Annotated in this window: 23 protein-coding genes and 3 tRNA genes; 12 read left to right on the forward strand and 14 right to left on the reverse strand. The window is 47.6% G+C overall.

Annotation, left to right across the window (positions count from 1 at the left end; translation table 11 throughout):
• Positions 1-32 precede the first annotated feature (32 nt).
• The 3 genes from galK to ACN081_RS01250 are packed head-to-tail and all read right to left on the reverse strand — an operon-like array spanning position 33 to position 3,216.
• Complete coding sequence (galK, locus tag ACN081_RS01240; protein ID WP_419106695.1) at positions 33-1,319, reverse strand: galactokinase; 1,287 nt, start codon at positions 1,317-1,319, stop codon at positions 33-35.
• A complete protein-coding gene (gene galT / locus ACN081_RS01245) occupies positions 1,316-2,458 on the reverse strand; it encodes a galactose-1-phosphate uridylyltransferase (protein WP_419106696.1) in 1,143 nt (380 codons plus the stop codon). The genes galK and galT overlap by 4 nt, the downstream gene beginning before the upstream one ends.
• On the reverse strand, positions 2,455-3,216 hold the full coding sequence (locus ACN081_RS01250; protein WP_419103194.1) for a DeoR/GlpR family DNA-binding transcription regulator: 762 nt from the start codon (positions 3,214-3,216) through the stop codon (positions 2,455-2,457). Before ACN081_RS01250 ends, galT begins: the two co-directional genes overlap by 4 nt.
• A 270-nt stretch (positions 3,217-3,486) precedes the next feature.
• On the opposite strand from ACN081_RS01250, the gene ACN081_RS01255 reads away from it, so the two are divergent.
• The 5 genes from ACN081_RS01255 (at position 3,487) to ACN081_RS01275 (ending at position 9,013) form a co-directional block, all read left to right on the forward strand.
• Positions 3,487-5,163, forward strand: a complete 1,677-nt coding sequence (locus ACN081_RS01255) for a sodium:solute symporter family protein (RefSeq protein ID WP_419106697.1) — start codon at positions 3,487-3,489, stop codon at positions 5,161-5,163.
• 9 nt (positions 5,164-5,172) lie between these two features.
• Complete coding sequence (locus tag ACN081_RS01260) at positions 5,173-5,523, forward strand: hypothetical protein (RefSeq protein ID WP_419103196.1); 351 nt, start codon at positions 5,173-5,175, stop codon at positions 5,521-5,523.
• Between the two features lie 93 nt (positions 5,524-5,616).
• Entirely contained in the window at positions 5,617-6,555 is a 939-nt protein-coding gene (locus ACN081_RS01265; protein WP_419106698.1) for an aldose 1-epimerase family protein, read from the forward strand.
• 189 nt (positions 6,556-6,744) lie between these two features.
• The gene (locus ACN081_RS01270) at positions 6,745-8,190 is read left to right on the forward strand and encodes a glyceraldehyde-3-phosphate dehydrogenase (protein ID WP_419106699.1); all 1,446 of its coding nucleotides are present in this window, start codon (positions 6,745-6,747) and stop codon (positions 8,188-8,190) included.
• 19 nt (positions 8,191-8,209) lie between these two features.
• On the forward strand, positions 8,210-9,013 hold the full coding sequence (locus ACN081_RS01275) for an exodeoxyribonuclease III (protein ID WP_419103199.1): 804 nt from the start codon (positions 8,210-8,212) through the stop codon (positions 9,011-9,013).
• A gap of 161 nt (positions 9,014-9,174) precedes the next feature.
• On the opposite strand, the gene ACN081_RS01280 is transcribed toward ACN081_RS01275, so the two are convergent.
• The 3 genes from ACN081_RS01280 to ACN081_RS01290 all read right to left on the reverse strand — a co-directional run bounded on the left by ACN081_RS01280 (position 9,175) and on the right by ACN081_RS01290 (position 9,501).
• Positions 9,175-9,247: transfer RNA gene (locus tag ACN081_RS01280), tRNA-Phe, on the reverse strand.
• 63 nt (positions 9,248-9,310) lie between these two features.
• Positions 9,311-9,384: transfer RNA gene (locus ACN081_RS01285), tRNA-Asp, on the reverse strand.
• Between the two features lie 44 nt (positions 9,385-9,428).
• Positions 9,429-9,501 (reverse strand) — tRNA-Glu (locus tag ACN081_RS01290).
• A 456-nt stretch (positions 9,502-9,957) separates the two neighbouring features.
• Here ACN081_RS01290 and ACN081_RS01295 point away from each other — a divergent pair.
• Complete coding sequence (locus tag ACN081_RS01295; protein ID WP_419106700.1) at positions 9,958-10,482, forward strand: DM13 domain-containing protein; 525 nt, start codon at positions 9,958-9,960, stop codon at positions 10,480-10,482.
• 105 nt (positions 10,483-10,587) lie between these two features.
• Here ACN081_RS01295 and ACN081_RS01300 read toward each other — a convergent pair whose 3' ends face one another.
• Together ACN081_RS01300 and ACN081_RS01305 are read right to left on the reverse strand one after the other, a co-directional pair.
• Positions 10,588-11,607 (reverse strand): universal stress protein, encoded by a 1,020-nt coding sequence (locus ACN081_RS01300; RefSeq protein ID WP_419106701.1) that lies wholly within the window; start codon positions 11,605-11,607, stop codon positions 10,588-10,590.
• Between the two features lie 174 nt (positions 11,608-11,781).
• Entirely contained in the window at positions 11,782-12,837 is a 1,056-nt protein-coding gene (locus ACN081_RS01305) for an acyltransferase family protein (protein WP_419106702.1), read from the reverse strand.
• 327 nt (positions 12,838-13,164) lie between these two features.
• On the opposite strand from ACN081_RS01305, the gene ACN081_RS01310 reads away from it, so the two are divergent.
• The gene (locus tag ACN081_RS01310; RefSeq protein ID WP_419106703.1) at positions 13,165-14,469 is read left to right on the forward strand and encodes a D-arabinono-1,4-lactone oxidase; all 1,305 of its coding nucleotides are present in this window, start codon (positions 13,165-13,167) and stop codon (positions 14,467-14,469) included.
• 68 nt (positions 14,470-14,537) lie between these two features.
• Here ACN081_RS01310 and ACN081_RS01315 read toward each other — a convergent pair whose 3' ends face one another.
• Positions 14,538-15,938 carry an FAD-dependent oxidoreductase gene (locus tag ACN081_RS01315; RefSeq protein ID WP_419103203.1) on the reverse strand — a complete coding sequence of 467 codons (1,401 nt, stop codon included), beginning with the start codon at positions 15,936-15,938 and terminating at the stop codon, positions 14,538-14,540.
• A gap of 563 nt (positions 15,939-16,501) precedes the next feature.
• Between ACN081_RS01315 and ACN081_RS01320 the strand changes: the two genes are divergently transcribed.
• Both ACN081_RS01320 and ACN081_RS01325 read left to right on the forward strand, forming a co-directional pair.
• Complete coding sequence (locus ACN081_RS01320; RefSeq protein WP_419106704.1) at positions 16,502-17,347, forward strand: hypothetical protein; 846 nt, start codon at positions 16,502-16,504, stop codon at positions 17,345-17,347.
• Between the two features lie 137 nt (positions 17,348-17,484).
• A complete protein-coding gene (locus ACN081_RS01325; RefSeq protein ID WP_419106705.1) occupies positions 17,485-18,630 on the forward strand; it encodes a helix-turn-helix domain-containing protein in 1,146 nt (381 codons plus the stop codon).
• A 216-nt stretch (positions 18,631-18,846) separates the two neighbouring features.
• On the opposite strand, the gene ACN081_RS01330 is transcribed toward ACN081_RS01325, so the two are convergent.
• The 3 genes from ACN081_RS01330 to ACN081_RS01340 all read right to left on the reverse strand — a co-directional run bounded on the left by ACN081_RS01330 (position 18,847) and on the right by ACN081_RS01340 (position 21,464).
• Positions 18,847-18,993, reverse strand: coding sequence for a hypothetical protein (locus ACN081_RS01330; protein ID WP_419106706.1), 147 nt, complete (start codon positions 18,991-18,993; stop codon positions 18,847-18,849).
• 599 nt (positions 18,994-19,592) lie between these two features.
• Positions 19,593-20,984, reverse strand: coding sequence for a hexose-6-phosphate:phosphate antiporter (uhpT, locus tag ACN081_RS01335; protein ID WP_419106707.1), 1,392 nt, complete (start codon positions 20,982-20,984; stop codon positions 19,593-19,595).
• Positions 20,985-21,125: 141 nt separating this feature from the next.
• Entirely contained in the window at positions 21,126-21,464 is a 339-nt protein-coding gene (locus ACN081_RS01340) for a DUF2218 domain-containing protein (RefSeq protein ID WP_419106708.1), read from the reverse strand.
• Positions 21,465-21,815: 351 nt separating this feature from the next.
• Here ACN081_RS01340 and ACN081_RS01345 point away from each other — a divergent pair, with 351 nt between their 5' ends.
• Positions 21,816-23,288 (forward strand): NCS2 family permease, encoded by a 1,473-nt coding sequence (locus ACN081_RS01345; RefSeq protein ID WP_419106709.1) that lies wholly within the window; start codon positions 21,816-21,818, stop codon positions 23,286-23,288.
• A gap of 96 nt (positions 23,289-23,384) precedes the next feature.
• Here ACN081_RS01345 and ACN081_RS01350 read toward each other — a convergent pair whose 3' ends face one another.
• On the reverse strand, positions 23,385-24,578 hold the full coding sequence (locus tag ACN081_RS01350; protein ID WP_419106710.1) for a polysaccharide pyruvyl transferase family protein: 1,194 nt from the start codon (positions 24,576-24,578) through the stop codon (positions 23,385-23,387).
• Between the two features lie 147 nt (positions 24,579-24,725).
• Here ACN081_RS01350 and ACN081_RS01355 point away from each other — a divergent pair, with 147 nt between their 5' ends.
• Entirely contained in the window at positions 24,726-24,980 is a 255-nt protein-coding gene (locus tag ACN081_RS01355; RefSeq protein WP_419106711.1) for a hypothetical protein, read from the forward strand.
• Between the two features lie 87 nt (positions 24,981-25,067).
• Here the strand turns inward: ACN081_RS01355 and ACN081_RS01360 are convergent, their stop codons facing one another.
• Positions 25,068-25,949: a spermidine synthase gene (locus ACN081_RS01360; RefSeq protein WP_419103212.1), complete on the reverse strand. Its 882-nt coding sequence runs from the start codon at positions 25,947-25,949 to the stop codon at positions 25,068-25,070.
• A gap of 65 nt (positions 25,950-26,014) precedes the next feature.
• Between ACN081_RS01360 and ACN081_RS01365 the strand changes: the two genes are divergently transcribed.
• Complete coding sequence (locus ACN081_RS01365) at positions 26,015-26,593, forward strand: GNAT family N-acetyltransferase (protein WP_419106712.1); 579 nt, start codon at positions 26,015-26,017, stop codon at positions 26,591-26,593.
• Positions 26,594-26,607: the final 14 nt, after the last annotated feature.

A 26,607-nucleotide genomic window follows, 5' to 3' on the forward strand; every position in this document is an offset into this window, starting at 1 on the left:
GTTCCTCGTCTGGAAAGATTCTAGCTACTTCATCATTTCACTCGAGTTGCTGCAGCACCGGGCGTCGCCTCAACAAAAGCAGGAGCACCAAAACCGTGCTGTTCAAAAGCATTCACCACAGCCTCGGCGATATCCTCAATTTTCTGTTGAGGGACCAAAGCAAGCACCGAACCGCCAAAACCGCCGCCTACCATGCGAGCGCCTAAAGCACCGGCATGCTCAGCAGCTTCGGCAGCGACATCTAGTTGAGGGACAGTCACTTCATAATCATCACGTAGTGAAGCATGAGAACAACTCAATAGCTCTCCTAGACGTTTCCAGCTCTCATCGGTTACAGAAGCAGAATATATATCGATACATTCTTGGACTCGCACCATCTCATGAACTACGTGACGTATGCGTGCTATGGCTTGTTCTGGGGTGGTGTCTTCAGGAAGTTCGACGTCGTTTAAGCTTTCTTCCCAGCGTCGAACAACGGCTTCTGCATCTGCGTAGCTCATATGCGTTGGCATAGCGTTACGCACGTTGTCTACGTTTAATGCCTCTGCTGCAAGCTCACAAATAGCGCGGCGGCGAGCGTATTGTCCGTCAGCTAGTTGGTGTGGTGCTTTTGTGTCAATCACGAGAAGCGCCAATCCGGCAGAAGCCACATCAACAGTGAGGGGTTTAGTGCTAAAATCACGGCAGTCGATGGTCAGTACAGAGCCTTCAAGTGCACGTAAGGAAATGGATTGGTCCATTCCACCTGTTTGGGCGCCGGCGATATCGTTTTCTGCGGTAATACATACCTGTGCCAAGGTTGCCCGCCCTGTATCAGTTTGGTGAAGTGGAGCTGTTTCTTGCGCTTGAGCGGTAAGTTCGTCCAGTGCAAGCACCACAGAACATTCCAACGCTGCAGAAGAGGAGAGTCCGCCTCCCACGGGAACGGCTGAGGTGATGGCAAGGTCGGCACCTACAACATCGATATCAGCAATTTTTTTCATCCCCCATGGGACACCAGCAACATAAGTAAACCAGCCGTTTAGTGCTCCTGGGGCAATATCTTTAAGAGCGATCTGCTCAACACCGTTAGTGTGATCTGATACAGCTCGTAGTATGCCGTCTTGGCGAGGGGCTGCCGCGACGAGGGTGCGATGTGGCAATGCCAAGGGCATAACGGTTCCGCCGGCATAATCAACATGTTCGCCAAGCAGATTTACGCGCCCCGGTGCAGCCCATACGCCAGTTGGTTCGTAGCCGTATTCTGCGATGAATGCGTCAATAACTGTGCGAATTTGGTCTTCTTGGGTGGGGTTGGTAATCCATTGTGGAGTGCTCATGGGAGTTCAACTTCTTTCAGACGAGCAGCAATTTCTTCGGGTGTCCGGTCGTTAATCCACGCTGCCATTGCAGATTCAGAACCGGCAAGATATTTGAGTTTTTCGGGGGCACGTTTGAGGGAGAATACGTGCAAGAACATGCGGGAGATATGCTCTGCACCGTCGGAGGGAACCTGATGCCATGCAGAGATATAGGGCAGTTCGATACCGTCAAAGTAGCGGTTAAGTCGTCCTAGTAGGTCTAAGTAGAATTCGCTTAGCTCATCAAGCTCTTCGGAAGTAAAACCCGTAAAGTTTTTGACTGCTTTATGAGGCATAATCATGAATTCGACAGGCCATTTAGCCGCAAACGGGACGTAAGCAGTAAAGTTTTCAGTTCGTCGAATGATGCGCCGCCCGTCTCGGACTTCGCTCAATAGCACATCGGCAAGAAGGTCTTTGCGGTTCTTTTGCGCATAAGCGTCTGTCTGTCTTTTAAGGGCTGTGGTATACGGGGTAAGGTACGAGTAACCGTAGATTTGCCCGTGCGGGTGGTGCAAAGTTACGCCGATTTCTTCACCTTTGTTCTCAAAGATAAAGACTTCACGTACGGAGTCTAAAGCGAGTAGTTCTTTAGTGCGGTCTTTCCATGCTTCAAAGACGGTGCGTGCTCGCTGTTGGCTCAATGTTGCAAAGGAGCCGATGGCGTTAGAGGTGAAGCAGACAACTTCGCAACGTCCAGCAGGGGTTGTCTCATAGTTGAGGGTATTATCGTTGAGAACTTCATAGGGCCCTTGTAGTGAGGGGAAGCGGTTTTCAAAAACAACGACATCGTATTCTGGTTCAGGAATTTCGCTGGGGACGCTTCCTTGTCCGGCAGGTGCTAGGGGGTCTTCATCTGCTGGGGGGAGGAAGGTACGGTTTTGTCGATGTGCTGCAATAGCTACGGGGTATCCAGTGAGAGGGTCGGTGCGTATGGATGCGGCGTCGTGTGGTGGTAGGGTTCGTGCTTCTAGCGGACGCGGGTCGTGGACGGTGCGGGTTTTTTCTCCGCTAACGTATGCTGCGGAGTCATCATAGAAGATAATTTCACGTCCGTCAGCGAGTGTTGCTGATGTTTTGACGACGGTTGGTGTGAGCGGTGTGCGCGTAGTGGTCATGATGCTAGAACTACCTCGTTAACAGTGTCTTTCAAAATGGTGAGAGTTTCGTCGGGGATATCTGCGCCGGTAATGACGGTGTTAATTTTTTCCCAAGGGGCAAATTGGCTCAAGCCTCGAATATCCCATTTACTGTGGTCAAAAACTGCCACAACTTGTGAAGCGGAGGATATGAGAGCGCGGTTCGTTGCGGATTCAATCAGTGTGGGGCTCATAAGGCCTTGTTTGAGATCTGCTGCGTAGGTACCAAGGAAGAGCACGTCCATGTGCAAGGTTCCTAGTGCGAGGTCGGCGATGGGTCCAACGAGGGCGTCTGAGGGGGTGCGTTGCCCTCCGGTGAGGATTACTTGAGCGTCAGATGGGGATTGGTGAAAAGTTTCATGGACGCGCAATGAGTTTGTAATGACGGTCAGTTCTGGAACTTTGAGGCAGTTCATGGCGATGGTTGTGCAGGTTGTTCCGGCGGAGAATCCGATAGTTTGCCCAGGATGTATATAGTGTAGGGCGCGTTGGGCAATCTGTTGTTTTTCGGGTTCGTGAAGGAGCATTTTTGTGGCGAATGTTGGTTCGCTACTGGCTCTGAAGGAGGTCGCTCCACCGTGGACTTTGACGAGTAATCCTAGGTCAGCTAGTTCGTTGAGGTCTCGGCGAATAGTCATGGATGAGACGTTGAGTAGTTCAACGAGTTCTCCGGTGAGCACAGTGCCACGGGCCTCGATTTCACGCAGAATCTGGCTATGCCGTTCTGATGCAAGCATGGGGCCTCCTGTTGTTGTGCTGTTGGCTGTAGGTAGAAGGATGTATCACCCTCCATTCAATCACAAACAAACATTTTTGAACACAAGTTTTTTATCTAGATGGAAAACATTCAGATAATTTTAGAAATATTCTTGATTAATCCTTGCATTAAAAGACTTATAGGGGTTTACTGGTCATTGAATTGGCAATGTTGCCGCACACCACATATAAACAAAAATAAACATTTCAACGTGGTCGTTGTTGTGTTTTCAAAACCCAGGAGCTCCACTATGTCTCTTGTAGCATCTGCTGATGGAGTGAGACTCGATCTACATTTTGTAGATTATCTAATGCTCATCATCTACTTCGTTACCGTCCTCGCAATCGGCATTATCGCCCGCCGAAGCGTCAAAACCTCCATGGACTTCTTCCTCTCTGGACGGTCCATGCCGGCATGGATTACAGGCCTAGCTTTCGTCTCTGCAAACCTTGGAGCCACCGAAATTCTCGGTATGGCAGCAAACGGCGCAGAAATCGGAATGTCCACCATGCACTACTATTTCATCGGCGCTATCCCCGCGATGGTATTCCTTGGCCTTGTCATGATGCCGTTCTACTACGGCTCAAAGGTACGAAGCGTCCCCGAATTTATGCTTCGACGCTTCGGACGACCAGCACACCTCGTTAATTCTTTAGCGTTCGCCATCTCCAACGTACTCATCGCAGGTATCAACCTCTACGCAATGGCGATTATTATCGAAGCAATGCTGGGATGGCCACAATGGGTTGCTATCATCGTCTCTGCACTTTTCGTTCTTGTATACATCACCCTCGGAGGACTATCCTCAGCAATCTATAACGAAGTTATGCAATTCTTCGTCATTATTGCTGGCCTCGTACCACTAACCGTTGTCGGTATGCACCGTGTAGGTGGTTGGAGCGGACTCAAAACAGCCCTCATGAACACCGAAGGCGTCAACAACCTTCACCTTTCCGCATGGCAAGGCACCGAAATTGGTCACGTCACCAACCCCATTGGTGCAAACTGGCTGGCGATTGTTCTTGGCCTAGGATTCGTCCTTTCCTTCGGTTACTGGACCACCAACTTCACCGAAGTTCAACGTGCATTCTCCGCAAAGAACATGTCTGCAGCCCGCCGCACCCCGCTCATTGGCGCTTTCCCCAAACTCTTCATTCCTTTCATCGTGGTTATCCCCGGAATGATTGCCGCAGCAACCATCGGTAACCAATTTGCAGATGGAACTCTCACCTACAACGACGCCATCCCAAAACTAATCCAGATGTATCTACCTTCTGGTGTCCTTGGTGTCGCTGTTACCGGTCTTATGGCATCGTTCATGGCAGGTATGGCAGCAAACGTCTCCTCTTTCAACACCGTATTCACCTACGATATTTGGCAAGAATACGTCAAACCTAAGATGAGCGACTCATACTATCTCTCTACAGGTCGTTGGGTCACTGTAGGAGGCATCCTTATCGGTATCTTTACCGCATTCCTCGCGGCACAGTTCGGTAATATCATGACCTACATGCAGACGCTGTTCTCTTTCTTCAACGCACCCTTGTTTGCTGTTTTCATCCTCGGTCTCCTCTGGAAGAAGATGACTCCGCAAGCAGGTCTTTGGGGATATGTCAGTGGTATTATCGCCCCAGCACTTGTGTGGATCTGGTATTTGAACGACCCCACGCTCTTCGAGACTGGTACTGCTGGAACCCTCTACATGGCTATTATTTCTTTCATCACCGTGATGGTTGTTTCCGTGGCCGTATCAATGTTCACCACACCTAAAACAGACGATGAACTTGCAGGGTTGGTCTATGGTATCGGCACCATCGACCTCACCAAAGATGCTGTCGCCAGCGATACCGTATGGTACCGCTCCCCAGCACTTCTTGGAACAGTCGCCCTCATCCTCTGCGTTCTGCTCTATCTTCCCATTATCTAAGGAGTCACTATGAGCAACAAAAACCAACCAACAGCTGTAGTGCTTAGCCCCGAAGAAAAAGAGCAACTCGTTCGCTCTACCCGCCGTACTGACCTACGTAATATCATCGGCGCGCTCTTCGTTGTTTATGGCGTCCTTGTAACAGTTACAGGAATTCTTGACCCAGTAGCAGACAAGGCATTGACCGGCGGTATTCCCATCAACCTATGGACAGGGTTGAGCATGTTCGTCGGCGGTATCCTCTTCTTCTTATGGGCGAGGCTCTCCCCCGTCCCCGCGGAGGATATTCTCGCCAATATTGAATCTATTGGAGAAAAAATTGCTGAAGGTGAAGCAAGCACTTTAGCTGAAGAACACTAAAAATAATGCTGTGGCTCAATAGTATGAACTATTGAGCCACAGTGCTATTTTCTTGCAAGATTCTCACACAATCGTCTATCTACGGAGAAGTTTATGTCTACATCATTTTCTGGGACAATCTACACGTTAAACGCTGGTGGGTATAGCGCCACCATTGCCGAGGTGGGAGCTAACCTAGAATCCCTTATATCACCCCAAGGCAAACAGCTTATTCTTCCAGCTTCTCCCAACGAATTACGCGCTGGAGCACGTGGCTCACACCTTGCACCGTGGCCCAACCGTATCGACGGCGGACGATACACTTTTTCCGAGGTCGAGCATCAACTACCAATATCTGAAGTGGAACGACACAATGCTATTCACGGGCTCGTGATGTGGCAACGATGGTCTTTTGAAGAGCCCGTCATAAACGCTCATCAGGCTCAGCTATCAGGCACTCTTGAGCTTCCACCATGCCCCGGATACCCTTTCTTTCTGAAATACACCGTGACGTATATTCTCAACGATGAAGGACTTCACGTAGAGTTTTCTGCGCAAAATGTGGGAGATGAGCCCGCACCCTATGCGTACGCTGCTCACCCTTATCTGAGTGCCGGTGGGAATGTTGACCAAGCATCAGCCCTAAACCGGTGGGTGCTAGAGATTCCTGCAGAAAAATATCTTGAAACAGATGAGCGCTTACTACCCGTAGCAGAACATTCTGTTGAAGGAACATCCTTAGATTTTCGTGATGGTGCGCTCTTAGGCAAGATGGAGTTAGACCATGCTTTTGGTTCGCTCTCTTACGCTGATAAGCGCGGCCATGTTCGTCTTTATGCTGATGTTCATCGTTCTTCTGGTGTGGAACTGACTTTTGATGAAAGTATTCGATGGGTTCAGATATACACCGACGGCTTAGAACGTCGGGCTTTAGCAGTTGAACCGATGACAGCACCTGCCAATGCATTCAATAGCGGAACTCATCTTGTGGTTCTTTCTCCTGGTGAAGAGCATATTTCACGGTGGGGAATTCGTGCTTTTGATCAGGCGTAGAAAATACACACCCTCTTTATATTCCCTAATCGGTATATAAAGAAAAACTCTGTAAAATACGGAATTACCTTATTTCTGCAGGTAAGCTGTGAAACGTTAGATGAACGCAACGAGGCGTACATCTAACGTTTTGCAAGCACATATGCTCGGAGAATACGAAGACGTATCACCGCAAGGAAGAAGGAAGCCGTGGCGCTCTCTAGCACCCTAAAAAACACTACATGGAACGACGCAGAATCAGCAGCAGAACAAATGATTCCGCTCATTGGAAAACTCAACCGAGAATACGGTGTAGTTGTCAGTATTCATGGACGTTCCCTCGTCAACCAATCTGTCATTCAGATTCTGAAATTACACCGATTTGCTCGGCAAATCGACCATGAAGAGCTCGACCCCAATCGCTCTCTAGAAATTTTACAAACACTCATCCAACTCCAATTAGCACCCTGCTCTATCGGATTAGCAGAACTATACCGACAATATGAGCGTTCTGGCTCAACAGAGCTCGAAAAATGGTTACGCGAAGAACTATCCCCCGTTGTTGAAAAAGCAGGAACACAAACAGCAACCAACCAAGACGTTGTTCTCTACGGTTTTGGTCGCATCGGCCGTCTTCTAGCCCGCATACTACTTGAACGAACAAGTGGTTCCGGGCTTAATTTACGTGCCGTTGTCGTCCGTAAAAATGGAGAGAACGATCTCTACAAAAGGGCCTCACTCTTGCGACGAGACTCCGTACACGGAGCATTCGCTGGAACTATCCGCGTAGACGAGCAGAATTCCACCATCATTGCTAACGGGACGCCAATTCGTTTCATCTATTCCAACGACCCAGCAACCATAGACTACACAGAATACGGTATTCGTGACGCTATCATCGTTGATAACACTGGGCGTTGGCGCGATTACGAAGGGCTCAGCCAACATCTCAAGAGCAAAGGAGCCTCTCGAGTATTGCTCACAGCCCCTGGCAAAGGAGATATTAAAAATATTGTTTGCGGTGTTAACGACTCTGTTATTACGTCCGAAGACACCGTTCTTTCAGCAGCATCGTGTACAACTAATGCCATCACTCCAGTACTGAAAGTTATGGACGAAAACTTTACGGTACTCTCTGGTCACGTTGAAACGGTTCATTCCTTCACCAATGATCAAAACCTTATTGATAACTTCCATCGTGGTGACCGGCGTGGGCGTTCTGCAGCGTTGAACATGGTTATTACTGAGACAGGTGCGGCAAAAGCTGTTTCTAAAGCACTTCCTCAGCTTGAGGGAAAACTGACCGGTAGTGCCATTCGTGTTCCAACACCAGATGTGTCACTAGCTATTTTGAATCTGCGTTTAGAAAAACAACCAGATTCTAAAGCGTCACTTAATGCTCTCTTGCGTGAGGTATCTTTAACCTCGTCATTACGCCGTCAAATTGATTACACCGATTCACACGAAGTGGTTTCTACCGATTTTGTGGGGTCACGCACGGCGAGCATTGTCGACGGGCTAGCCACGCTAGTCACCGAGGATACAACGGTTCTGTATCTGTGGTATGACAATGAATTTGGATATTCTTGTCAGGTAATCCGAGTCGTAGAGAAGATGGCAGGTCTGCATATTCCAGCATTCCCGCCCGCACGATAGAGCATGTACCCTAGAGGGTATGAAGATTGCTACCTGGAACGTAAACTCTATTCGCGCCCGAGCTGAACGCGTTGAAGAATGGCTAGACCGTTCTGACGTTGACGTGCTTGCTATTCAAGAGACAAAAGCTCAAGAGAAAAATTTCCCTTATGAAATTTTTGATTTTATGGGTTATGAAGTTGCTCATTTTGGGTTAAGTCAATGGAATGGTGTGGCCATTGCTTCACGCGTGGGATTAGAAGATGTTGAGCGGACCTTTGCAGGTCAGCCAAGTTTCGCTAAACCTGGTGACACTCCGGTTCAGGAGGCGCGTGCTATTGGTGCAACGTGCGCCGGCGTTCGCATTTGGAGCTTATATATTCCTAATGGGCGCGGACTTGAAGACCCTCATATGGCGTATAAGTTGGAGTGGCTCAAAGAGCTACGTTCTAATGTTGATTCTTGGCTGAGCGCGGATGCTCAAGCACAGTTTGCGCTGGTAGGAGATTGGAACGTTGCTCCTTACGACCATGATGTGTGGGATATTGACTACTTCCGTGAGCATCAGATGACGCATGTTAGTGGGCCAGAGCGCGACGCGTTCTTTGCTTTTATGAACAAGAGCGGACTATCTGATGTCGTCCGTCCGTTCACGGAGGGCGAGTACACGTATTGGGATTATACGAAGCTACGATTCCCGAAGAATGAGGGTATGCGTATTGATTTTCAGTTATATTCTCCGGCGTTGGCGCAACGTGTAAAAAGTGCTCATATTGATCGTGAGGAGCGTAAAGGGAAGGGTGCTAGTGATCATACGCCTGTTGTTGTAGAGATTGCAGACTAGCTTCTAAACCTTGTGGCAAGAGAGCGCTTGACCGAGAGCCTATTTTGGTTCTGGTTAGGCGCTCTTTTGATTTTAATGGCGCCCATAAGGAATGTTTCTTGGTGAAGTGTGTTAAATAGAAAATCCACCTGCACGTTAGAAGCCCGTGCAAGTGGATTTTGTGGCTCCGACCGGCGTCGATCCGGTGACCTTACGATTTTCAGTCGCACGCTCTACCAACTGAGCTACAGAGCCAGGCATATGCTGTAGATATGCCACAACCGCGATATTTCATCATAAAGAAATACGCGGTCGGAGCGACCCCGACGGGACTTGAACCCGCGACCTCCGGCGTGACAGGCCGGCGCGCTAACCAACTGCGCTACGGGGCCATAGCTGAAATTATCAACTAGGCTTTGTAGATGTAATCTACAAGTACCCCCAACGGGATTTGAACCCGTGTTACCGCCGTGAAAGGGCGGCGTCCTAGGCCGCTAGACGATGGGGGCCTGGACTGAATCAGCGGTTTTTTACCCCGCCGTTCAAGACTCAATAAGCTTACGACAGTTTTGGGACGCATGCAAACTCAAAATGGGCAAAAAACCATTTTTTCTTGTTAAAAACTGACCAATACGCGAGATAACAACACAATAAAAGCCACAAAAACCGCTAAAAATCAAGGAAGTTTTAGAAAATATACTTTCCTTATCAAGTAAAAAAATTTCTCAAAAAAGTTTTAAGAGACCGCAAAAAAACCGCCACCAACGCCTAAAAACACCTCATCCACGATGCCATTATCTCAAAAACGCCAGCGCACAATATTCACCTTTGTTACCAACGTTACTCCTGTTCACACAGAAACAGAATACTTTCACCCAAAACGCCCGGTTCGGAATAAAAAGCACCCACATCACGCTATACAGATAAACCACACCACATACATCAAACAAGAACAAAGGACACACATGAAGAACAAGAAAAATATTCTGCTCATCCTCTCCATTGCAGCACTCGTCGTATTAGGAATAGTCCTATCCCTCACCCAACCTTGGCGAGCCTTCACCAGCTCAACTATCGACGAAGCACTACCAGAATCAACACAAACACAACCAGCAACTAGTAACGCCCAACAGCCAACAGCTCAAAGCACACCAACACCACAAACAGCCACACAAGGAACATTCCACTCCATCGACCACGACACAACAGGAACCGCAGCAATCATCACCCTCAACGATGGAACACACCTACTACGCCTCGAAGATCTTTCAACACTAGATGGCCCCGACCTCAAAGTCATCCTCACCGACAAAACAGGAGACTTCACCACCCTCACCGCAGAGGACTACACCAACCTCGGAGACCTCAAAGCAACCAATGGAAACCAGAACTATCCCATTCCCTCCAACGTAGACATCAACACCATCAAGAGTGTTGTCATCTGGTGCGAACGTTTCAGCTCCCCATTCGGCGCTGCAACACTCAACTAAAAGTTATACGCTCAATACAACAGTGGCAGGTCAAGAGAGTTCTTGACCTGCCACTGTCATATACGTACCGTCAAACTCAACTACCGTTGACGTAGAACGCTCACTCTAACCCCAGCTAATATCCGCCGAAGGTGCAGTCTCTAAACGCTCATCTTCCATCTCAGGAACAATCATCACCGGACGCTTAGCATGGTGCAAAACCCCATGAGATGTAGAACCAAGAATCATCCCCACCAAACCGCCACGGCCACGAGTACCAACAACCACCATTCCAGCATCCTCACCAGCTTCTAAAAGCACCTGCACAGGAGAACCATCAACTAACTTAAACTCAATCTCTAAACGCGGGAAATAACGACGCAACCACTGCGCAGCCTTCCGTTGCAATTGCGCAATCTCACGATACATCGCTTCAAAATCAACAGCAGCAGGAACCCAATTCAGAGCACCCGTATAAGGCGCCAAAGCATTTACCAACGTCAGCTTTACCCCACGACGCTGAGCCTCTTCGGCGGCTTTCAACATAGCAACACGCGCCTGCGCAGAACCATCTGAACCAACCACAATAGGCTTCTTCGCGTCAGCATCTAAACTAGTAGATTGAAGATTCTCGCTATAAGAAGCAGGCACCGCAACCAACGGGCAATGAGAATGAGCCGGAAGAGACACCGAGACTGTCCCTAAAAGTCGCCCTAAAAAGCTTCCGTGAGAACGAGAACCCACAACAACTAGTTCAGCACGCTTTGATAGCTCAACAAGAATAGCGGTAGCATCACCTGTCTCAACGGTGGCACGTAGCTCAACACCCGTCGTATCAACACGGGAATACGCCTCATCAAGTATCTGAGCCACCCCTTCACGCAACGCCTGTTCATCAACAACCGAATACCCAGCCTCAAAACCCGTACCGGTAAAAATAGGCAAAGAGTACGCCGTCACCAAACGCACTGGAGTACCCCGACGTCGAGCCTCGTTCACTGCCCAACGCAAAGCGCCATAGGATTGCTCCGAACCATCAATACCGACAACAATTTCTCCCGAAAATTGTGTAACGTCATAGTTTTTCTCGCGGGATTCAACCGCCTGATGTCCAAAAGTTTTCTGAGTCGATTCTTGGGCAGTCATTATCGTTCTCCTTCTCATCAAGAGCCTTGAAGGGTACTAACGTCTTGCCATTAGCGTTTCAAGAACTCACTTTAATCATAGGTGCCGACCATCACATGTGCTAGGGTTTCGCAGATTCAAACTCCCAGAAAAAATTTCAAAAATCGACACCACAGAGAACGTCCAGAGCAGCAGTTATTTAACAATCCTCTTCAAAGATAACGCTGGTCTCTCGATCAAAAACCATGAGACTGATGCCAAAGCCACGGCTACAACGCATGTTACCAAAGCGTTGATTGGCCAGCTCAAAGTACTAAAACCAACCATAAGCAGGACTTGTTGAACAGGCCATCCATAGATGTAAAGACCATAAGAAATATCATTCTTTTGAGCAAAATCCGTCTTCAAAACAACACCTAGCGTCAGGATTGCATACGCGAACAATGGTTGCAGCAAGAGATTAGGAAGCTCAGAATTAAGAAGGAATATAACAATAGATAATATCGCGCACAATATAGACATTTCTCTTTTTACAATAATCTTATCGCCCCACACGTAGAATAATGATCCCATAAAAAAGAATGACATTAGGTGAGGAAGATTATTGAATCCAGGAAAAACAAAATCAGCCAGATAACTATAAGCCGCAAAAATAGCAGAGAACATTGCAAATATTGTTACATACAACCGCTGTTTATTTTTAATAAAACTCAAAAATCCAAAAGGAATTAATACAACATACAAAACAACTTCATATTTCAATGTCCAGATAGGACCATTCCAAACTCCCGGAACACCAACCCCCGCCGGAGAGCCAGCAATATCTGCAACATACGAGGGTGAGACAATCGTGAAATTACTTATCAAATAGCGAACAGACTGAGACACTTCCCAGCCATTCGATGGAAAATAACCCAGCAAAGACGACAATGGCGCAGCGATAAAAGCAATGAATAAGAGCATCCCCCAATAAGCGGGGTAGATTCGCAGAAATCTCCTCCACGCATAAGATTTCAAATTGCCATGTCTGGTACTTGCCAAAATAAGATAACCAGAAATAACAAAAAACATCATCACAGCATAGCTACCCAAAGAATTAACTTTACGAACCCAAATATCCGTTATGTTGCTATCTCCATATAACTGCAAGGGAGCATGACCAACAATAACTATTGCTGCTAGCACAAGCCTAATGAAATTTAACGAGTTTCTTCTATTTAACAATGAATCGTTAAGAGTTTGATGCCCCAAAATTGTGTCCCTTTAAATATATACGAAGTGATTACAAAATGAACATTTTTACTACACAAAAATATGCAATAAATAAATAGCCCAGCATAAGCATCAAACCCAACAATAGAATTAGAATAAATATATTACTAGGATTAATCTTAAAACTGTTCCGCAGTACCACTACCTTATGCATGATACCCGAAACATTAAGATACCCCATATCTATCCCCACAAACCATCACAAAATCCACCTGACGACACCTCAAAACCACGGTCAAAAGAAACCAGTATCCAAGAGCCAATGAGAGAATAGAAAAGGATACTTTATCCACATTGGGAGGAACAATGCGTCAACATCGCTGGAACACACAAAAACAGGAACACCGCACCATGGCGCCCCGAAATATTCAAGAAATACAAAAAACCATTAAAAATGCTAGCGAACACCAACAAACCATCACCGTGTTCGACACAGGATACGACTCCAAAAACATTACAGAATCTGAAACCCGCATACTCTCACTCAATCAGCTTAACGGACTCACAGACATCAACCCGCAGCAACAACAAGCTACGTTTCTAGCCGGAACAACCCTTAACGAAGCATCAAAAATCCTAGCAGAACACGGATTCACCTTCACCAACATGGGAAGGACTGGGGAACAAACCCTCGCTGAAGCAATCTCCACAGGCATGCACGGAACGGGCAACACCTATGGTATCTTCGCTACACAATTGCAAGAACTGACACTTATCACCGCTCAAGGAGACGTCCTCACATGCTCCCCGCATAAGAACAACGATATCTTCACCGCAGCACAACTCGGGCTAGGGGCCCTCGGTATCATCTTCTCGCTGACGTTCCGTATCGAACCGCTCTTTCGACTCCACGCAGCAGAACGAAAACGTGCGTACAAAGACGTCATCCACCATTTCGCAGAGCGTTCATCAAACGCAGATCATTATGAAACAACATGGTTCATAGGATCTTCACAAGTTAGAACTCGACGACTTACCCGCTTACCGTTACTCACCGATGGGTACATGAACCCTTCCGCCGTATTAAGCAAAGCCCGAAGACATCTCGGCGACAACACCCTCAATAACGGAGCATTTCACCTCATCAGTTATCTCGGGTATAAACAGCCTGCAACGAAACCAATCCTCAACAACATCTCAAACTGGGGCAAAGGCAACAGACGTTACGCAGATTTAGCGCCACAGGTCTACACACAAAAACGCACAGTCCGCCACCACACCATGGAATACGCTTTCAACAGAAGCCAACTTGCAACCATCATGGAAGATATCCGCGCCTCCTACCATGACAGCAACAAACACCTCAGCTACCCGCTTCTGGTTCGTACAGCAGCCGCAGATAACATTGCACTATCACCGGCATACCAACAAGACACCGTCTTCATCTGCGCACGTGAATACTGGAAAACACCACCACAACAAGCATTCAATACACTAGAGACAATTTTCAAAGCACACGGCGGGCGAGCGCATTGGGGACACTATCACACCAATAGTGCAGAAGAACTTCAGGGACTCTACCCACGTTTTGAGTGGTTCTGCGCTCTCCGAAAAGAGCTAGACCCTCAGGGGATATTTCTTAACGCTCAGCTACGCCGTTTACTTACCTAGTGTTGAAAGAACTTAACAGTTTGGGCCTACCATGAGAATTCTCATGATAGGCCCAAACGTTAGAGATCTTAGAGTGAACGTGAAATGCGAATCATCTCTTCACGGTCAGTCACCTTCACGCGAGCGCGTGGCTCACCGGAAGCGTCCTGCGCGGCAGCACCAAGTGCGCGTTCGTGTTCGTCCAGCTTATGCCAGCCTTCCCACGTGGTGTATTCGATGCCTTTAGAGTCAAGGTATGCGCTGAAGGTCTCGGCGCATGGCTCAGTAGCAGTGTAGAGGTTCTCACGGTCAGATAGTAGGTGGGTGATGGTCTCTAACGCGTCTGATTTAGTTGAACCAATCAGTCCGACGGGGCCTCGTTTAATCCACCCTGTTGCGTATAGCCCGGGAACAGGTGTCCCTTCATTATCGACGACGCGGCCTTCAACGTTGGTGATGACACCGCGTACGGGGTCGAAACCAACCTCAGGAAGTTCTGAACCGAAGTAGCCGATAGCACGGTAAACCGCTTGCATGGGGTATTCAACGAATTCTCCGGTGCCTTTGATACCACCGTTGCCGTCGAGTTCGTTACGTTCCATCTTTAGGGCGGTTACTTTGCCGTCCTCACCAAGGATTTCTGCTGGAGATTGCAAGAAGTGTAGGTGTAGTCGGCGGGATGCGGTTTGTGGTTCTTCTTTTTGTTTCTCAAGCCAGCTGTTGAGGGTTTTCATCATGACTTTAACTTGAGAGTTGGTTTCCATCGCTTCTTGTGAGGCTTCGTCGAATTGGAAGTCTTCTTCGTAGAGGACGATGTCTACGTCACGGGAGTGTGCTAGTTCTCGGAGTTCTAGCGGGGTGAATTTAATCTGTGCTGGTCCACGGCGTCCGAAGACGTGTACGTCGGTAACTGGTGAAGATTTTAGTCCTTCGTAGACGTGGTCAGGAATTTCAGTGACGAGTAGATCATCTGCGTGTTTGGAGAGGACACGGGCGACGTCTAGCGCTACGTTGCCGTTGCCGAGTACTGCGATTTCGCGGGCGTTAAGTGGCCATTCGCGAGGGTAGTCGGGGTGTGCGTCGTACCAGGAAACGAAGTCTGACGCGCCGTAGGAGCCGTCGAGTTCTACACCGGGGATGTCAAGGTTTGCGTCTTTGATAGCGCCGGTTGCGAAGATGATGGCGTCGTAGTGTTCGCGGAGGTCTTCGAGGGAGAGGTCTTTGCCGTATTCTACGTTGCCGAAGAAGCGGATGTCACCGCGGTCAAGGACTTTATGTAGTGCGGTGATGATTCCTTTGATACGGGGGTGGTCGGGTGCTACACCGTAGCGGATGAGGCCGAAGGGTGCAGGGTAGCGGTCGAAGATGTCGATGGATACTTCAAGTTCACCGTTTTTGACTTCTTTTGATTTGGTGAGGATATCTGCCGCGTAGATGCCAGCAGGTCCAGAGCCGATGACGGCAACGCGCAGGGGGCGTGTTTCAGACACAGTTTTTCCTTTCGGTGCCAGTTCCCTGATGTGGTGGGGCTGGCTGGATGATTTACACACTTGGGCATTAGTTTACCTATCAGATGCCTCTGTGTGGACTCTCTTGTGTGCTGAACCTCTAAAAACTTAGGTTTACTTAACTTTCGTGAGCTGGGTTGTTGTGTTCTGAGGTTTTTATGCTGTGTGGTTTGTGTTTAAAGAGCGTATGTCTTTTTCTAGCCAGATGTTGGGTAGAAGGTGCTGGTGCGTATGGGTTATGAGAATGATTGAGTGTCCTGTTAGCACGCACACTCTGCAACAGCGAGGTTATGGAATACCGCCAGTCAATTTTTATTTCTTCGAGGAAGTTAAATCATTGGACTAGTGGGTGGTACAGGTACTGATCTACGAGGGGTCAGGGCAATCACCCCGTTAGAATGCTTAATTTTTGTATTTTAAGTATTTCTTGTTGCAGAACAATTGAGCAACTGGTAACTTTAACACGGGAGCACTTGTGAAACTTTTTAACACAATATTCTATGTTTTCAAAAGTGCAAAACAGGAAACAAAAGACAGGATAAAACATGGAAAAACAAAACCCCCGCTATGACATCGCATTGCTCCTAACTGCGATCGGAATCCTAGCGCACCGCGTCACCAGCAAAACGACAAAGAAACTTCTCAACAACCAACGAGACAACGACTCTAAGGGAGCATTCCACCAGAAGATAGATAGCCTCTTTGGCACAATCCTAACTCGACGTTGCGCTGACTTGTACGCGAAGACCCACCCAGAGTTGCAGATTACAGTTGTTGACCCCAATAACGATGGGTGGAGCGAGTATCAAGTGCCAAAAGAAGATGAAGAAGGAATCTTACATATCTTCTACACCAAAAACACCAACAGAGGGTCTCAGCGCAAGCAAGAACTAACCTTCCACAACCTCATCTACGGCAAAGAGGAGTATAGACAAGACCAGCTCCCCTTATTCTCAAAGATGCAGGTATTGCCCTCAAAAGAGTTCAACATAGACAACAAAGACATCAAACATCATGGCGACAAAAACACCACTTTCTGCCAACTTTTCCTTCATGTCGGTCAGAACAACCACATCACCGGAGCTGATTTTACGGCTCCACTTCCAACTAAAGGTGAAACGTTGTTCTCTTATTCAATAAACATAAAAGAAGCCCTCGCAATGGCCGATGCAATGTGGGAGGAAGGTGCAGAATGGTTGATTCCTGCGATTGATCTTGCGACGACAAGCTTAAATATCCCCAAGCTTGAAAAAGCTAGCAACGAAGGAAAAACGCCCGCTGCCGAACCTAATGCTGGTCGTGAAATTGACACTTCTCAGGAGCCAATGATGGCACCAGTTGAAGACAAATCCCTTACCATAAAAGAAGGCGAAGAGAGGCAAACTGCATAAACAAGTATCAGCGACTCCCTAATTAGGTTCGCAATAATTGGATAAAAGCACTAAAATAGTGTCTATTTGTTTCATATAGACGCCGTTGTTGTGTGTAAAGCCAATTTATAAAATCATCGAGGAAGGGGATGGCGTTCATGGCAAATTTTAGTAACCACTTAGCCAATAAGTCTGACGAAGCACCTGAGCTTGTAGTAAATCCAGAAACGGCAAAGAAGTTGCGCCTCAGGCGTGGCTATACAATGGAATGGGCGTCAAATCAGATTGGCCGACAGAAAGGCTGGGTCTCAAAAATTGAGAACGCCAAGCTTAAACTAACTGGAGAAGATTTAGAGAACTACGCAAATCTCCTAGATGTCCCCGTATCTCTAATGACAAAGACTCTGCCAGAGGTCAGCGCTGAAGGGCTAATGTTTCGTAAATATAGAACCCCCAAGAAAGTTGTCTCCCGCCTTGAGTCTGAGGCAGAACTCAGAGTTCACATATTCAATTCTCTTTTAGATATCGCAAAGCAACCTAGGAAACCGACATTCCCCCAATACAACGTGGAAAATACCCCGAGAGGTCCTATTGGTGCGGCCCAGCTCATTCGTGAGCGTTGGGGCGTTGGCAACGAGCCAATTAATGATTTGGCCGGTTTACTAGAGCGTGAAGGCATCATTATTACCGATATGCCTATTAATGTTGAGAAGGTGGCTGGAGCGACTTTCTGGGAACTAGAAGATTCGGCTCCTATGATTATGTTATCGAATAAAATTTTGACTGTTACTCAGCGTTTCACATTAGCTCATGAATTCGCTCATCTTGTTTTGGATAAGACTTCACCACTGTTGGAAAACGCTAAAGACATTGAACAACGAGCCGATATATTTGCAGGTGAGTTGTTAGCACCCTACGAGCTGGTTTGTGATGATTTTTTGAAAATTCGTACGGATAAGGTTGATGATCTTTTAAGACTTGCTACTTATTGGGGTCTACACCCGAAGAGTTTTGTTATTCGGGCTGCTAAGGTTGGTGATATTTCAAAGGATCGTGCGACGGCTTGGTATAAGAAGTTGAATGGCACAGCGCGAGATATTATTGAGTTGAATCAGTGCCTTTATCCGGTGAAACCAACTGCGATTCCTCGTATTTTGGGTCGCTTATCCGAATTTAATTGGACTCCTGGTTTATTGATGAAGCAGTTAAATCTGCGTATATCTGATTTTAAGAGTATTATTGGTGAGAAGCATTGGAACTTTGACGATAGACCTATGCGTGGTGTTTTTAAAGTTGTTCAATAATTAATGGTTGAGAAAATTGCCTCTCTCTTGCTTTGAAGAAGGGTCTTCTTTACTTGATTCTGCAGGATTTAGATAATAGTGTTCCCCATTTTGAGTAGGTAGATTTTTCTTTTCTTGGGTAGCTTTGTTCCTACTATATTTAGAGTTATAGATAAGCTAAGGCGATCGAGTAGGCTGCTACGTTTACTACATTATATTCACCGAGCAGTGATGCTGCTAGGTGAGGAAATAAGCGTTGCGGGTGAGACGAAATTCTGGTGCAACAGCTCGTACATCTAATAGTTTGCTAGTTTTGATAAGAAGTATAACGTGGTGAAGCCGCCGGTCTCGTTGTTGTGTTCTCGGCGTAGCGTTGTGGCTCATGGGAATGTTCTTGGGCTTGTTTAAAATGACTGATTAGTGCGAGAGCGTTGCCTGAATTCAATAATTCCAATGAGGCAAAAGGTAAGCAACCAGAGAATTGAGAACACCATAGAGATGGTGTTCTCTGCCCGGCGGGCAAAAGCCGTTGTATACATAGAGACAGCTCCGCCAAGCAACAGGGAGACGGCTAGGGGAATGTTTGGTCCGAGTTTTAGGGTCTCTGTGAAGACATAGATGATGCTCAGAAGTACGGCGAGAGCGAACCACGTATAGGTGAGGAAAACCCAAAAGAGCTGAACTGATTCTAGAACATTAGTGAGGGGTTTAAGAGCATGATCAACCCTACAATTACGGCAAGGGCAATGAGAATTATTCCACGAATACGGCTAGTCATCGGCTTATTCCTATGGAGACACAACGGCATATTACATATTCATAATATTTATTTTTTAGTGTTAGGGTGCTCAACTCGCTCTGTATTCTAAAAAATAGCAAGGATAAAACGTGTACTCGGCAGGTTTCCCCGAATAGCAAAAAGCGGTGTTGTTGTGATGAAATCTCATCACAACAACACCGCTTTTTATCAAAGATAAGCCTGTTTATTGCTCAGCTTTTTGTAAACGACGAATCTTGCGTTCTTCACCATAAGCAACGATGCCCAGAAGGATAATCCCGATGATCAAGGCAGCATAGAATACGGTGAATACAGAGTCCCAGCCGTGTAGCACATGGCCAAAGACGGTAAGTCCAGAACGCTCAGGGTCAGCGATGGCAGCTAAGCCAACCTTTGCCATCGAGTCCCCTAGAAGATAAGCGAAAGTACCGCTCATGCCGTTTGCTACACTGACTGCACGTTTAGGGACAAAGCCCACCAAGGAAACACCAATCAGTAACTGTGGGCCAAAGATGAGCGCACCTAAACAGAAGAGGGCAATGTTAACTTCTGCCACGCTATGGGCGTTCTTATAGAGTCCGACGGCGAAGAAGATGAGGAAAAGGCAACCAACAGAGACCAGTGCACGGCGCCCTTTGAGCAGGTCAGAGATGTAGCCCCACGACATGCTTGCAACGAGGGCACCAATCTCAAAGAAGAAAATCGTGTTCACCGCGTCTGAAGTGCTAAAGTTCAGTTCTTCACTCACATATAGTGGCGCCCAGTTATCAATGCCGATACGCACGATGTACACGAAGATATTTGAAGTGCATAGAATCCAAATCCACGGGTTTTTGAGAACATAGGTGGTAAAAATCTGCCATTTGGTCAAAGACTCAGATTGGGTGTTTTCTTCTTCAATGGGTTCGTCAAAAATTTCTTCTGAACGGTTCCAGCCAAGCTCTTCGGGGTCATCTTTGCCGATGAAAAGACCTGCAATACCGATAGCGAGACCAATCAGCGCAGGAAAAATGAACATACCAACAACGTGACCGTTGAAAAAGACGTTCGCTCCCCATAGGGCAAGACCACCAGCAATAGCGCCGCCAATATTATGTGAAGCATTCCAGAAGCCGAGGTAACGTCCTCGTTTTTCACGCGGTGTCCACCGTGAAATAGTCGAGTATGAGGCAGGCCCACCAGCAGCTTGGAAGACGCCGTTGAGTCCCCATAGCACCACAAAGATACCGATCACAGAGCCGAATGCGCTCAGTAATAGTCCCATGAGCAGAACCATGAGGGAGGCAGAGACGAGCAGTGCAGAAACGATACGTTTAGAATTTCTGCCGTCTACGAAATACCCAACAAGGGTTTTTCCTAAACCGTAGGTGATAGAGAACGCTAGACCGATATAGCCCAGTTCGAGGGTGCTTAGCCCGTATTCTTCTTTAAGGAGCGGTTGAGCGGCTTTAAAGTTGTTGCGGATTAGGTACATTGACATGTACACCAAGAACACAACGAAGAAGGCTTTAAGGAATTCTCGGAGCCAGAGTTTGCGTTGTTCGCTGGTAGATAGGCCAGACGGTGGGGCTTTGCGGATTGCGAAGAAATCCAGCATGGTGTTCCTCCTAAATGAGACGAATACTATTCTGGCGAATAGTATTCAACGATTTAGGATTCATTAAATACGATATTTCATTAAAACACCTTGTCAAATGAACTTTTGTTCACGTCTCTGACGATATGTTACAACATATTCTCAAACGCTAAAATGAGCACTCAGCCCCTCACGCTCACCAAAACGTTCTAGATGTCGAATAAGAACACCCTTAACGCGTTCTAAGCGCTCTTTGTCCTCTGCATATGCCCATAAAACAAGTTTCGTCTCACCGGCAATATCTGTCACGAGAACATCACCATAGCCACTAAAAATACCTTCTCGGTTAAAAGTGATTCGATGGCCATCAACTATTTCTTCACAAGGGACTTTATGGCACATATGCGATATCAGCTGTTTTGCGTATCGTGCAGGACGAGACGTCTCAACAACAGCTTGGGCAGAACATGCCAGCTCTGAAATAGCAGGATATACGCTCACGAGGGTGTCCTTCAGGGTATGTCTATAGACCAAGAACTAACGGTTTTCTTCTCGTCTACACTAGCAGTCTGGCAACACCAAAAGTAACCCTGTATTTGCTGTGAGTTCTATAGGGTTGTCTAAGTAATTCGCTAGTAAGGTAACCTTCATGTGCCCTTTGGAAGCATTACTGTATTTTTATCAAGGTTTTCTCGAAAATTACGGCAGGTTTTACCACAAAATAGCCCCTCAAGACGTATTATTATCAGGTAATTATCAGCGTTGACATTGCGCATTTGCGCATCGTTAACGCTTTCTTCATTTTTGGGGCTTTTGTTCCCCTTCACACGAGAGTAACTACGGATTCAACGAATGTCTTCTGAGAACACCGCGGCTCACGCATCCGCATCGGCACCCACCCCTACTAATGGGTTAGACCGTTTCTTCAAAATTACTGAGCGAGGCTCTACCTTCGGAACAGAAATTCGAGGTGGTTTCGCAACCTTCTTCGCCATGAGCTACATCGTGGTACTAAATCCCCTCATTATTGGTACTGGAGCAGATTCTGCAGGCAACGTCCTCGGGCCAGAGAAAGTAGCAGCTGTTACTTCTCTTATCGCCGGCATCATGACCATCATGATGGGCATTTGGGCACGTCAGCCCTTTGCAATGGCAGCAGGATTAGGCGTTAACGCCCTGCTCGCATCAACCATTGCAACCACCCCAAACCTTACGTGGCCCCAGATTATGGGGCTTGTTGTTTGGGCAGGTATCATCATGCTTTTGTTGGTGCTTACCGGTTTCCGAACCGCAGTTTTTAACGCGGTACCGCAAAGCCTCAAAACCGCTATTGTTGTTGGTATCGGCATGTTTATCGCTTTTATTGGCTTAGTTGATGCCGGTATTGTGCGCCGTATGCCAGACGCAGCAGGAACCACCGTTCCTGTCTCCTTTGGTGTCGGTGGCCATCTTATGGGTTGGCCAACTGTCGTCTTCCTCTTTGGTTTGTTCCTCACCATTGCATTATTTATTCGTAATGTTCGTGGAGCTATTCTGATTTCAGTAGTGGCATCAACCGCGCTCTCCATTTTCCTTGAAACAGTCGCGCCTTCTGGGTCTTCTATTGATTCGCCAACGGGTTGGTCTTTGATGGTTCCGGGTGTTCCTACTCAGTGGTTCAGCTTGCCTGATTTGTCTCTTATCGGTTCAGCTGATCTTTTTGGTGCGTTCCAGTCTTTGAGCGGCGCAGCAGCATCCTTGCTTGTATTTTCTATCTTGTTAGCAGTCTTCTTTGATGCGATGGGCACTTCTGTTGGTCTTGCTGCTGAGAATGGCACTCTTGGTAAGGACGGAAAGATTGAAGGAATCAATCAGGTTCTTCTGGTTGATGCTTTGGGTTCTGTTGCCGGCGGTGGCGCTTCAAGCTCCTCTCACCAGATTTATGTTGAATCAGCAACGGGTATCGGCGATGGTGCTCGTACTGGTTTTGCTAACCTGATTACTGGTGCGATGTTCTTACTTGCGGTCTTCATTTCTCCGCTGGTTAATATTGTTCCATTTGAGGCTGTCGCACCGGCTTTGGTTGTTGTTGGTTTCTTGATGGTTCGTCAGGCTGTTCATATTGATTGGACAGATTGGGGTCTTGGCATTCCGGCGTTCTTGACGATTATTATGATGCCTTTCACCTATTCCATCGCTGATGGTATTGGTGCCGGATTTATTTGCTACGTCTTTATTCGTCTGGTTCAGGGTCGTACCCGCGACATCCATCCGCTCATGTATGCAGTTGCTGGTGCTTTTGTGCTTTACTTCAGCATGGGTGTTGTTGAGGGGCTCCTACACTAAACGTTTGAACAGAAGGTGCTATTTTTAGTTCTTCTAAACGATGAGGGTCGATAGCTGGTTAGGCTATCGACCCTCATCGTTTTGTGGTGAAGATATTTATGTGTTGGTGACGTTATAGAGCTGTTGTGCTTGTGCGTATTTAGTGTGTACGTATTGGGTCATGTCTTCGGGTGCGGTGAGGTCGTCCCAGTCGTAGAGTTCTTGGGAATCTGCGTTAGAGAGTTTCCAGCGACTTCCTAGCTCGAGTAGGGACTGGTGTTTAACGTCGTAGTAGTCGGGTTTTCCGCTCAGTGCGATTCCGCGAGCACCGGCGAGAGATGCCATGAGGTGGTGGTGGAATCGGCTAGTTATCCAGAGTTGTTCTGGTGAGAAAGTGAAGTCTTCGTCCCAGAATTGTTGGAAGGAGATAAATCCGTGGGGGTTAACAATGTCTTGTAGTGCTTCGTATCCGGCGTAGTCGGCGCCGGGGATTGCTTCGACGTAGTGGATGTTGTCGCGGGGTATGTCGAGTTTTTTGACTTGTGCGCGGACGAAGTTAAGCATTCGTTGGTGTTGTCCGTCTTCTACAGCATCGTTTTGGACGCAGAGGTAGAGCTGTGTGTTCTCTGGTGAGAATTCTGCGGTGTTTTGGGTGAGAGTGTTGGGGTTGATGAGGTAGGCGTCGTCGAGTCCGCGGGTAATGCCTAGGGCGTAGGAGCTGGGGGTGTCTCGTACGCTGATGTGTGAGAATCCGGTGAAGTTTTCGGTGATGCGTGGCATGAGTCCTTGTCCGGTGGCGATGAGTCGCGCTCCGGTTTCTTGGGCTGTTGCTTGCATGGTTTCGATGATGAGGGCGTTGGATGGCCAGACATTGTTGATGAATCCGCCGCCGAGGAGGTGTATGGTTCCGGCTCGGCGTAGTTGGAGTAGTCCTGCGTCGAAGCGTGGTGAGCCGAGTGTTTTGATGAGTTCGCTAGGGTGGCGGTTGAGGTTGTGTTCGTATTCGAAGATGGCGCGGAATACGGTGTTGACAACGTGTAGATTGGGGTGGATGTTTTTGAAGAGGGCGCTGGCTGTTCCGGGTTCGCGAACGTCGAGCCAGATTTCGGTGTTGGGTTTGTGTTCTGCAAAGAATTCGAGCCATCTGCGGGTGATGAGTTCGTCGCCGTAGTTGGGGTAGCCTGCCATGGAGATGAGGTAGATGGGGGCTTCTTCTGGTTGGTGTGTGGTGGCGGTGTTTTCGTGGCGGTGTTCTTCGGTAGTGTTTTTTGGTGTGGAGAACCCGGGGATTTGTTGCAGAATTTTTTTCACGGTACTACCTTACTCGTCTTTGTTTGTGCCGGTAAATAGGCGGAAGGTTTCTTATGGTAGTGGATGTTGGCACCAGAAGAAAATACTAAGTAGGTTGACTAAAAACCTTGTGTGATGTTAGGTTAGTTACATCTCAAGGAGGTTTTGATGTCTCAAAAAACAGTAGAAAAGCTCCCCCGAAACCTTGCGATTGTTTCTTTTATGGTTGCAATCGCTGTAGCGATTATGGTGACTGGGCGCTCTGGCATGGAGTTACAGAGTATGGCCGCTATCCTCAAAACAACATTTTTCATTCTTGTTGTCTGCGGTATTTTTTCTGCAGTTGTTTACACTTTTGCCTATTTCAGATTTCATTCTCGTATGCCTTGGACAAAAGGGCACAACACCCATCAGCTTTTTTAAAGTTGACTAAAAGTTTTATAGCGACATATCAGACAGAGGGTGCTCACCAGTTAGCTGGTGAGCACCCTCTGTCTTCCTCGTATAAAACTAGTTTTCCGTCACCGGCTTATCGTGGCGAGGGGTTGCACCTTGTGCAAATTTTCGTACCCAGCGGTCATCTTTATATTGTGCTGGTACGGCACCGCCAAGGAGTCTCTTGGTCAGTTGGGTGGCAAGATATTCGCCGTCTAATGGCAGTGGAGAGTGAGCACCAGCAATAATGATGTTGCCTCGCCTGCGGCCTTTGAGCATGGCAGGGTCAGCGATAATGCAGGTATGTTCAAAGACTTCTGCGATAGCGGCAGCTTCTGCTTTTGCTCCTAAGAGTTCTGGATAGTCACCACAGTTAATAATGTATAGACCTTTGTGAGATAGGGATTCTGAGGCGATGCGCGTGAATTCTAGTGTTGTGAGCGGTTCTGGGGTGATGTATCCGGCAAAAACATCACGAATGATGATGTCACGCGATTGGGCGGTAAATGTTTCTGTCACAGCTCGTGCTTCGCCTACTCGTATTTTAAGCTGTGGTGCTTGCGGTAGTGAGAACCACTGGCGTACGTATTCTGCGAGTTTTGCGTCAAGTTCTACCACCGTATTGCGTGATTTTGGGTAAACGTCCACAAAGTAGCGTGCCATAGAGCACGCCCCTCCGCCGAGGTGTGTTAAACGTAATTTTTCGGTGTCTAGGGTACTTTCTGCATAGGTTTCGACGGCGGCCGCTATCCATCGCATATATTCAAAGTCCAGTGCTCTGGGGTCGTCTAAGACGATATGTGATGATTCCATACCGTTGATTTCAAGGACCCATCCACCGGGAGTGTAGTCATCTTCAATGAGTTCTGCTACCCCTGTAGAGATGGGGTATTTTCCTTCGACGAGGGCACTTTGGTCTGTTGCGGTGTTCTTTGTTTTTCTTCTGCGTCTAGCCACAGGTTTAAGGGTACAGTGTTGAGGGTATCTATCCATGATGTACAGATGAGATAAGGGCGATGTTCGTGGAAGTCATTCACCGTCAGTATAGGCTTATTCCTGCCACTGTTGAGGATGTAGATGTGTATGTTGATTTGCAGTTGAAGTGTTTAGAGCAGACTTATGCTGGCTATGGGGACGAGGGTTTTATACAGCGTCAGTGTGATTCTCGTGATGAGCTAGTTGAAGAATTTGTGGACAATGTTTCTTCTGCTCAGTCGCGGGCTTTTCTTGCGTACGATACTTCTGCAGATTCTTTGTCTCCAGTAGGCCTTGGATTGTCTCGGCTAGGCCCGTTACCGTGGGAGAGTGAGCTTGATTTTGTGCAGGTTCCTGCTGGTTCTCGTGAGCTAGTTCAGTTATACACTCTTGAGCAGGCTCATGGTCAGGGGTTAGGTCAGGCACTTTTTGATGCTGTTCTCGATTCGGAGGAGCCGGCGTATCTTCATATTGTAGAAGGTAATGCGAAAGCGCAACGCTTCTACGAGAAGAATGGGTTTAGCCATGAGGGGTTTTCGTTGACGTGTTTGGGGTCGTGGCATAATCCTGATGGTCCGAGTATGCGTGTGGGGCGCATGTTTCGCGGAATCACTCTTACGTCTTAACACCTCGAATGATT

Origin of the sequence: Rothia sp. P13129, from assembly GCF_048512865.1 — a bacterium.
In the GTDB taxonomy this organism is placed as follows: domain Bacteria; phylum Actinomycetota; class Actinomycetes; order Actinomycetales; family Micrococcaceae; genus Rothia.

What these genes read in the sequence shown, in the direction of transcription:
- galK (WP_419106695.1), bottom strand. Translation starts at nt 1,319, where the DNA reads ATGAGCACTCCACAATGGATTACCAACCCCACCCAAGAAGACCAAATT.
- galT (WP_419106696.1), bottom strand. Translation starts at nt 2,458, where the DNA reads ATGACCACTACGCGCACACCGCTCACACCAACCGTCGTCAAAACATCA.
- ACN081_RS01250 (WP_419103194.1), bottom strand. Translation starts at nt 3,216, where the DNA reads ATGCTTGCATCAGAACGGCATAGCCAGATTCTGCGTGAAATCGAGGCC.
- ACN081_RS01255 (WP_419106697.1), top strand. Translation starts at nt 3,487, where the DNA reads ATGTCTCTTGTAGCATCTGCTGATGGAGTGAGACTCGATCTACATTTT.
- ACN081_RS01260 (WP_419103196.1), top strand. Translation starts at nt 5,173, where the DNA reads ATGAGCAACAAAAACCAACCAACAGCTGTAGTGCTTAGCCCCGAAGAA.
- ACN081_RS01265 (WP_419106698.1), top strand. Translation starts at nt 5,617, where the DNA reads ATGTCTACATCATTTTCTGGGACAATCTACACGTTAAACGCTGGTGGG.
- ACN081_RS01275 (WP_419103199.1), top strand. Translation starts at nt 8,210, where the DNA reads ATGAAGATTGCTACCTGGAACGTAAACTCTATTCGCGCCCGAGCTGAA.
- ACN081_RS01295 (WP_419106700.1), top strand. Translation starts at nt 9,958, where the DNA reads ATGAAGAACAAGAAAAATATTCTGCTCATCCTCTCCATTGCAGCACTC.
- ACN081_RS01300 (WP_419106701.1), bottom strand. Translation starts at nt 11,607, where the DNA reads ATGACTGCCCAAGAATCGACTCAGAAAACTTTTGGACATCAGGCGGTT.
- ACN081_RS01310 (WP_419106703.1), top strand. Translation starts at nt 13,165, where the DNA reads ATGCGTCAACATCGCTGGAACACACAAAAACAGGAACACCGCACCATG.
- ACN081_RS01320 (WP_419106704.1), top strand. Translation starts at nt 16,502, where the DNA reads ATGGAAAAACAAAACCCCCGCTATGACATCGCATTGCTCCTAACTGCG.
- ACN081_RS01325 (WP_419106705.1), top strand. Translation starts at nt 17,485, where the DNA reads ATGGCAAATTTTAGTAACCACTTAGCCAATAAGTCTGACGAAGCACCT.
- ACN081_RS01330 (WP_419106706.1), bottom strand. Translation starts at nt 18,993, where the DNA reads ATGAGCCACAACGCTACGCCGAGAACACAACAACGAGACCGGCGGCTT.
- uhpT (WP_419106707.1), bottom strand. Translation starts at nt 20,984, where the DNA reads ATGCTGGATTTCTTCGCAATCCGCAAAGCCCCACCGTCTGGCCTATCT.
- ACN081_RS01345 (WP_419106709.1), top strand. Translation starts at nt 21,816, where the DNA reads ATGTCTTCTGAGAACACCGCGGCTCACGCATCCGCATCGGCACCCACC.
- ACN081_RS01355 (WP_419106711.1), top strand. Translation starts at nt 24,726, where the DNA reads ATGTCTCAAAAAACAGTAGAAAAGCTCCCCCGAAACCTTGCGATTGTT.